The sequence below is a fragment of the Actinomyces sp. HMSC075C01 genome, from assembly GCF_001812965.1.
Classification (GTDB): Bacteria; Actinomycetota; Actinomycetes; order Actinomycetales; family Actinomycetaceae; genus Actinomyces; species Actinomyces acetigenes.
In genome coordinates this window covers 83,160-89,750 of the sequence record NZ_KV810996.1, presented here as the reverse complement: position 1 = coordinate 89,750, position 6,591 = coordinate 83,160, and the positions used below count along the sequence as shown (strand labels likewise).

Sequence of the window (6,591 nt, the reverse complement as noted above, 5' to 3'; positions counted from 1 at the left end):
GGGTACGAACCGGCGACCTACCCTACGAACGCGACGCGCTCACCCAAGGGCGAGCCCGGAGGGCAGGCCTGCAGCCGGTCAGGCGTGGTGCATGCCGCACGGTCCCCCGGCAAGCCGCCCAACCGGTGTCTCAGATGTCATGACATCCGAAACTCTCGGAAGCCATGAGACAGCACGGTGCAATGAGACGACGCGTTGATTCAACGTTCGTTTCTGTTCGTTTCTGAGCGAGCGTGGGTAGACTGGGGGCATGAGCATTCTCGTTGCTGGAGGCGCCGGCTACATCGGCGCGCACGTAGTCCGACTTCTCCTCGAGCGCGGGGAGGAGGTCGTCGTCGTCGATGACCTGTCCTACGGGACGCCGGAGCGAGTCAAGGGAGCCTCCCTCGTCGAGCTCGACGTCGCCAGCGGCCAGGCCTCCGAGGCCCTTGCCGAGGTCATGACCTCGCGCGGCGTCACCGCCGTCATCCACTTCGCCGCCCGCAAGCAGGTGGGCGAGTCCGTCGAGCGCCCCGCCTGGTACTACCAGCAGAACATCGGCGGCCTGGCCAACATGCTGCTGGCCATGGAGACGGCTGGTGTTAAGCAGATGATCTTCTCCTCCTCGGCCGCCGTCTACGGCATGCCCCCGGTGGAGGTCGTTCCCGAGGACATCGACTGCCACCCCATCAACCCCTACGGCGAGACCAAGCTCATCGGGGAGTGGATGATGGCCGACGCCGAGAAGGCCTGGGGGCTGCGCTGGGCCGGCCTGCGCTACTTCAACGTCGCCGGTGCCGGCTGGGACGACCTGGGGGACATGGCCACTCTCAACCTCATCCCCATGGTCCTCGACCGCCTCGTCAAGGGCGAGACCCCCAAGATCTTCGGCACCGACTACCCCACCCCCGACGGCACCTGCGTGCGCGACTACATCCACGTCAAGGACCTGGCGGTCGCCCACATCGCCGCCCTGGACTACCTGGCCGGCGGCCAGGAGATGACCGAGCACATCTTCAACGTCGGCACCGGTCAGGGCGCATCGGTGCGCGAGGTCGTCTCCAAGGTCATTGCCTCCACGGGCCTTGACCTGGAGCCCGAGGAGCTCGCCCGGCGCGCCGGCGACCCGCCCCAGCTCATCGGCAACGCCACCCGCATCGGCGAGGTCCTGGGATGGAAGGCCGAGCACGACCTGGACGACATCGTCGCCTCCTCCTACACCTCCTGGCAGGCCGACCCCAACCGGCCCCACTTCAGCTGAGCGGCCCCAGAACCGGAACGGACCCCCGCAGGCGGCGGGCCGGCACCTCGATCATGAGGTGCCGGCCCGCTCGTCGTGCGGTTCCCCCGCGTCAGGACTGGTTGAAGTCGCTCGCCGTCAGCTTCCCGTCGCGCAGCTTGGAGAAGAAGCTCGGTGCGGTCGTATCTTGCAGTAGCACCGCTTCGCCGATGTCGGCCTCCTCAGGGGAGTAGGCGGGGTCCTCAATGGGCGGGGCCCCGGTCAGGCCGCCGTCAGAGGCGGAGCGGAAGGCCAGGACCATCTGGGCGATGCTCATGGTGCCGGCGCTGCGATCCACCGTGAGGGCGTTCGTGCCGGCGTCGACCAGCGCGTCCTGCCGGGAGAAGGACCAGGCCGTGGACGGCGAGGCCGCCTTGGAGACCACCGCGGAGATGATGGCGCGCTGGCGCTGCCCGCGCCCGACGTCGCCGGTCGGGTCCGACTTGCGCATCCGGGAGTAGGCCAGCGCCTTCGTCCCGTCCACCGTCTGACACGTGCCCTGAGAGGTGTCCCAGACCAGGCCCGAGTCCTCGTCGGCGACGTCGTAGTCCAGGCAGACGTTGACCCCGCCGACGGCGTCAACCATCTGGGACACCCCGGTCATGCCGACCTCCACGTAGTGGTCCACGCTCAGTCCGGAGAGCTTCTCCACAGTCTGGACCAGCAGCTTGGGGCCGCCGAAGGAGTAGGCGGCGTTGATCTTGTTCTCCCCGTACTCGGGAATGTCCACGAAGGTGTCGCGCGGCAGAGAGGTCAGGCTCGTCTGCCCGTTCTCCGCCTTGTGCAGCAGCATGACCGAGTCGGCGCGCGCCCCCTCGGTCTCGTCCTGGACGGCGCCCCCGCGCGCGTCCGATCCCACGATGAGCCAGGTCTCGCCCGGCGTGTCCGCCGCCCCGGACAGGGCATCGACGCGGTGGAGCTGGGAGGAGACGTCGTTCCACAGCCAGGCGACCCGCGCTGCGATCAGAGCCAGGGCGACGACGATGACGACGACCGTCCAGCCCGCGATCCGGCGCCACCTCGGGCGGGAGCGCGTTGGCCGCCGCGGCCGCTCGGGTCTGAGCGACGGCCCACCCGCAACAGGCTCCCGTGGGGGCTGCGGGGCCGAGGAACCCACGGGGTAGGTGCCGCGCCGCACGGGCATCGCCTGAGTGCGCTCCGGTTCGGACGCGCCGCTGCCGACGCCGGCATCCGACTCCAAGGGGACCGCACTCGACCCTGCCCGGGCATGGCTTCCCCGCCTAGACGGCTCGGAGGAGCGACGCGGCTGCTGGCCCGCACGCGGGGAGTCGGACTGAGCCGAGGCCGGCTGGTCGCTGTCGTCGCGACCCAGGACCGAGTACCGCTGGGGGCGGCGGGCGGCGGGCGATGACGGGCGGCGCGGGGAGCCGCCGGCAACATCAGTGGGCTGGGCGGCGGCCTCGCCGCCGGACGCCTCCCCGCGCTCGCGGCTGCGCTGGTTGACAGCATCGATGGGGCGCTGCCTGCGTTGAGGCCTGCCTCCGCCGGAGCCGGGGGTGATCGAGGGCGGGAGTGAGTCGTCTGTCGGATTCACACCACTGATTCTGCCTTAGGCGGGGCAGGCAGGGGTGGTCGGCTTCGCGGCGGGTTGCTGCTGGGGGTTACTCGTACTGGGGGCCTGAGTGGTCGGCGCCGGCGTCGGGGTGGCCTGGGAGGGGTCGGAGGCCTCGGCGGACTCGTCAGTGCTCTCCGAGGTGGAGCTGTCCGCGGTGGCGCTCGAGTCCGACGAGGCCGGGGCCGAGGTGTCGGTGGGGACCGGCTTGTCCTCCTCAAGGGCCTTCCAGACCTTCTTGGCGCCCTCGGAGGGGACCACTTGGTTCGGGTTGGCTGCGGGCTCGTTGGGCATGGTGACGAAGTTGATCTTGTCGATGCCCACGCCCTGGATGGAGTAGGCCAGGCCCGACAGGTTGCCGATCTGACCGATGCGCTCAGAAGTGGTGAGGGTCTCCAGGGTGCTGGTCAGGAAGCCGGACTGCGTCAGGAGGCTGGAGGACAGCGCCTTGGAGGCCATCGCCCTCATGAGGTTCTGCTGGCGGGTGATGCGGGAGAGATCCGAGCCGTCACTCACCCCGTGCCGGACACGGGCGTACTGCAGGGCGTTCTCGCCGTCCAGCTTCTGGCAGCCCTCAGCGAGCTTGAAACCGGTGTACTCGGAGTCGTCAATGGCCTCATCGACCTGCACGTGGACGCCGCCGAGGGAGTCGACCACCTTGGACAGACCAGTGAAGTCGACGACGATGAAGTCATCGATACGCACATGCGTCAGCTTCTCCACGGTCTTGAGGGTGCAGGCGGCTCCAGAGGCAACGGCCTTCTTGTCGTCACTGCTGGTGCCGGCCCCGTTGGCGAAGGCGGAGTTGAACGGTGCGTCCTCGCTGGCGTCGGTCTTCCCGCCGTCGAGGGTCGTGCACTCGGGGATGTCGACCAGCGTGTCGCGGGGGATGGACACGGCGTCGACGCGCTTGCGGTCGGCCGAGATGTGCATGACCAGCGCCGTGTCGGAGCGGGCCACGGAGACCTCGTCGTCGCCCTGAGAGCCGTCGACGTTGTTGCTCCCCGCGCGCGAGTCGGTGCCCAGGATCAAGAGGTTGACGGCACGACCCTCGTAGCTGTCCGGCGGCTTGGTGCCGGGCCGGTCCTCCTCAGTCAGAAGGCTGTCGATGTTGAACCAGGCGATCCGCGACTGGATGTTGTGCCACGCGAAGCCCGCGGCGGAGACGACGAAGATCGTCACCGCGAGCAGGCTGAGCCCTACTCGGCGGGCCAGACGGCGTCCGAGTTCCTTGGAGGAGTGTCGCGCATTCGGCTTACTGAACTGAGGCACGGAAGCGATCATAGGGAACGAGCCTGCTAAACCATATGGGCCTCCCAACACCTGTTACATGAGATTTACCCAATGCGGGGTGAAGCCTCTCACACGGGTAACGGGGCTAGGCTCTCTTCGTGACCAGTGTTGCCAAACCCACGCCGACCAGCGCCTCGGCCACTCCCGTCAGTGCTTCGAATCAGGTAGAGGGGCCCTCGGGGGCTCAGGCCCTCGCTCCCGACGAGCAGAGCGTGCGAGTGGTGACGGTCGCCTTCAACCCGGGCGAGGAGCTGGAGCGCTTCCTGACCTCCTTGGCCACAGCGACGGCGCGCAGACTCGTCGTCGTCATCGCCGACAACGGCACCGAGCACGACGTCGTCACTGCCGCCGCTGAGCGCCACGGGGCGCGCGTCGTCGGGGACGGCACCAACCTCGGCTACGGGGCAGGCGCCAACCTCGCGGCCGCGGATCTGGAGGAGGACTGGATCGTGGTGGCCAATCCCGATCTCGTCTGGAAACCGGGGAGCCTGGACGTCCTCATCGATGCGGGCCTGGCCAACCCGGCGGCCGGCTGCCTGGGACCCCTCCTGCTCAACCCCGACGGCACCGTCTACCCCTCCGGGCGCGCCCTGCCCTCCCTGCTCAAGGGCGCCGGGCACGCCGTCCTGGGCAGGATCTGGCCGGCCAACCCCTTCTCGGCCGCCTATCACACCGCCGGACCGGGGGCCTGTGGCGGGACCCGGACGGTGGGATGGCTCTCCGGGGCATGCCTGCTGCTGCCCGCCGCCGCCTGGAGGCGCCTGGAGGGCTTCGACGACGACTACTTCATGTTCTTCGAGGACGTGGACTTAGGGGAGCGGGTCGGGCGGGCCGGCTGGCTCAACGTGCAGGTGCCGGGCTCCGTCGTCGTCCACGAGCAGGGGGCCAGCTGGAAGGCCCGTCCCGAGAAGATGATCCGGGCGCACCACGCCTCCGCCCGGCACTACCTCAGCGGCGTCTACGACGCCCCGTGGCAGGCGCCGGTGCGCTGGCTGCTGACCGGCGGACTGCGCCTGCGTGAGGAGCTCGAGGTCCGCGCCTCCCGGCCCTGAGGGGAAAGCCCAGTGCACTCCGGGCGCCCAGTCCTCAGTCGTCAGCCTCAGTGCTGAGCCGTGCGGCAGCGGGGGGCTCGGGGGCGTCGTCCAGGGCGATGCGCCGAGCCAGGTGAGTGATCTGCCGCTCTCTGGCGCTGTTGCGTCGGAAGGAGGAGAGGATCTGCGCCAGGAAGGCGATGACCAGGGCGTACAGCAGGAAGTCGGTGCCTCGCCCGACTCCCATCCGGTGCGCGATCGAGCTCATCACCCAGGGGAAGGTGATGTTGAAGACGGCGAAGGCCACGAAGGCCAGGGTGACCAGCCTGCGGGCGGCCATGTGGCGGGCCCCGCCGGGGGTGCGCAGCATCATCCAGCCGACGGCGATCACGGCCAGGATCAGGGCGGCCTGGATGTAGAGGTGGTGGTTCGTGATCGGAGTGGCCTGGGCGGCGAACTGATGAATCATGGGCTGTGCCTTCCGTGCCGGGCTCAGGAGAAGAGCAGGTCGACCAGGATGTTGACCGAGTTCCACAGGGACTGACCCTTGGAGCGGGAGTAGTCGGTGTAGACGATGTGCACCGGGAACTCGCGCCAGGGCATGCCGGTGGCGCCGATCTTGCGAATGATCTCGCTGGCGTGCGCCATCCGGTTCTGCCTGAGGTCGAGCTGCGCCAGGACGTCGCGGCGGATCACCCGCAGGCCGTTGTGGGCGTCGGTCAGGCGCATGCCGGAGGTGTGCGAGCTGACGGCCGCCGCCGTGCGCAGGACGAGCCGCTTGAGCCAGCCCACCGGGGACGGGCCCTCGAGGAAGCGTGAGCCCAGGACGACGGCGAGATCCTCATCGCGCGCCGCGGCGACCATGGCGGCGGCGTCGGCGGGGGAGTGCTGGCCGTCGGCGTCGAAGGTGACGACGTAGTCGGCATTCGTCTTCTCCAGGACGTAGGAGAAGCCCGTCTGCAGCGCTGCTCCCTGGCCGAGGTTGATCGGGTGGCGCACGACGACGGCCCCCGTGGCGGCGGCCTCCCGGGCCGAGGCGTCCTTGGAGCCGTCGTCGACGACAACGACGTAGGGGAAGATGGTGCGAGCCTGGGAGATGACCTCGCGCACGACGGTCGCCTCGTTGTACAGGGGAATGACGAGCCAGGTGTCGGTGACCGGGGGCACCGGGGTGGGCTCCCCGGTCTGCGTTGCGGTGGAGGTAGTCACCACCGCATTCTTGCACGCGACGATGGGGCGCCAGTCCTCTTGCGAGAGGCGGGAGCGGTCGGCGTTGGCGGGGTAGGTCTCCTTCGGGGCGTGCCCAGGCGTCGTCTCATGAGGATCAGTCCCCTAGGATGGGGCCGGTCGTGCAGCGCCGCCGCCTCCGGCGACCGGAGCGGCACGGCTTCCGGCAGCCACTCGGCTGCCCGGACTCATTCGATTGTCAGGGCGGT

General features: G+C 69.3%; 6 protein-coding genes. 2 read left to right on the top strand and 4 right to left on the bottom strand.

All coding sequences use genetic code 11. The annotated features are described in order from the left end of the window. Positions 1–250: 250 nt before the first annotated feature. Complete coding sequence (gene galE / locus HMPREF2883_RS07385) at positions 251–1,240, top strand: UDP-glucose 4-epimerase GalE (protein ID WP_070660393.1); 990 nt, start codon at positions 251–253, stop codon at positions 1,238–1,240. A 91-nt stretch (positions 1,241–1,331) separates the two neighbouring features. On the opposite strand, the gene HMPREF2883_RS07380 is transcribed toward galE, so the two are convergent. Continuing rightward, positions 1,332–2,813 carry an LCP family protein gene (locus tag HMPREF2883_RS07380; RefSeq protein WP_256277384.1) on the bottom strand — a complete coding sequence of 494 codons (1,482 nt, stop codon included), beginning with the start codon at positions 2,811–2,813 and terminating at the stop codon, positions 1,332–1,334. Between the two features lie 15 nt (positions 2,814–2,828). Beyond that, positions 2,829–4,103, bottom strand: coding sequence for an LCP family protein (locus HMPREF2883_RS07375; RefSeq protein ID WP_070660420.1), 1,275 nt, complete (start codon positions 4,101–4,103; stop codon positions 2,829–2,831). A 119-nt stretch (positions 4,104–4,222) separates the two neighbouring features. Between HMPREF2883_RS07375 and HMPREF2883_RS07370 the strand changes: the two genes are divergently transcribed. Next, positions 4,223–5,176, top strand: a complete 954-nt coding sequence (locus HMPREF2883_RS07370; protein ID WP_256277383.1) for a glycosyltransferase family 2 protein — start codon at positions 4,223–4,225, stop codon at positions 5,174–5,176. Between the two features lie 34 nt (positions 5,177–5,210). Here HMPREF2883_RS07370 and HMPREF2883_RS07365 read toward each other — a convergent pair whose 3' ends face one another. Beyond that, entirely contained in the window at positions 5,211–5,624 is a 414-nt protein-coding gene (locus tag HMPREF2883_RS07365; RefSeq protein ID WP_070660387.1) for a DUF2304 domain-containing protein, read from the bottom strand. A 23-nt stretch (positions 5,625–5,647) separates the two neighbouring features. Next, positions 5,648–6,364, bottom strand: a complete 717-nt coding sequence (locus HMPREF2883_RS07360) for a glycosyltransferase family 2 protein (RefSeq protein ID WP_070660417.1) — start codon at positions 6,362–6,364, stop codon at positions 5,648–5,650. Between the last annotated feature and the right edge of the window lie 227 nt (positions 6,365–6,591).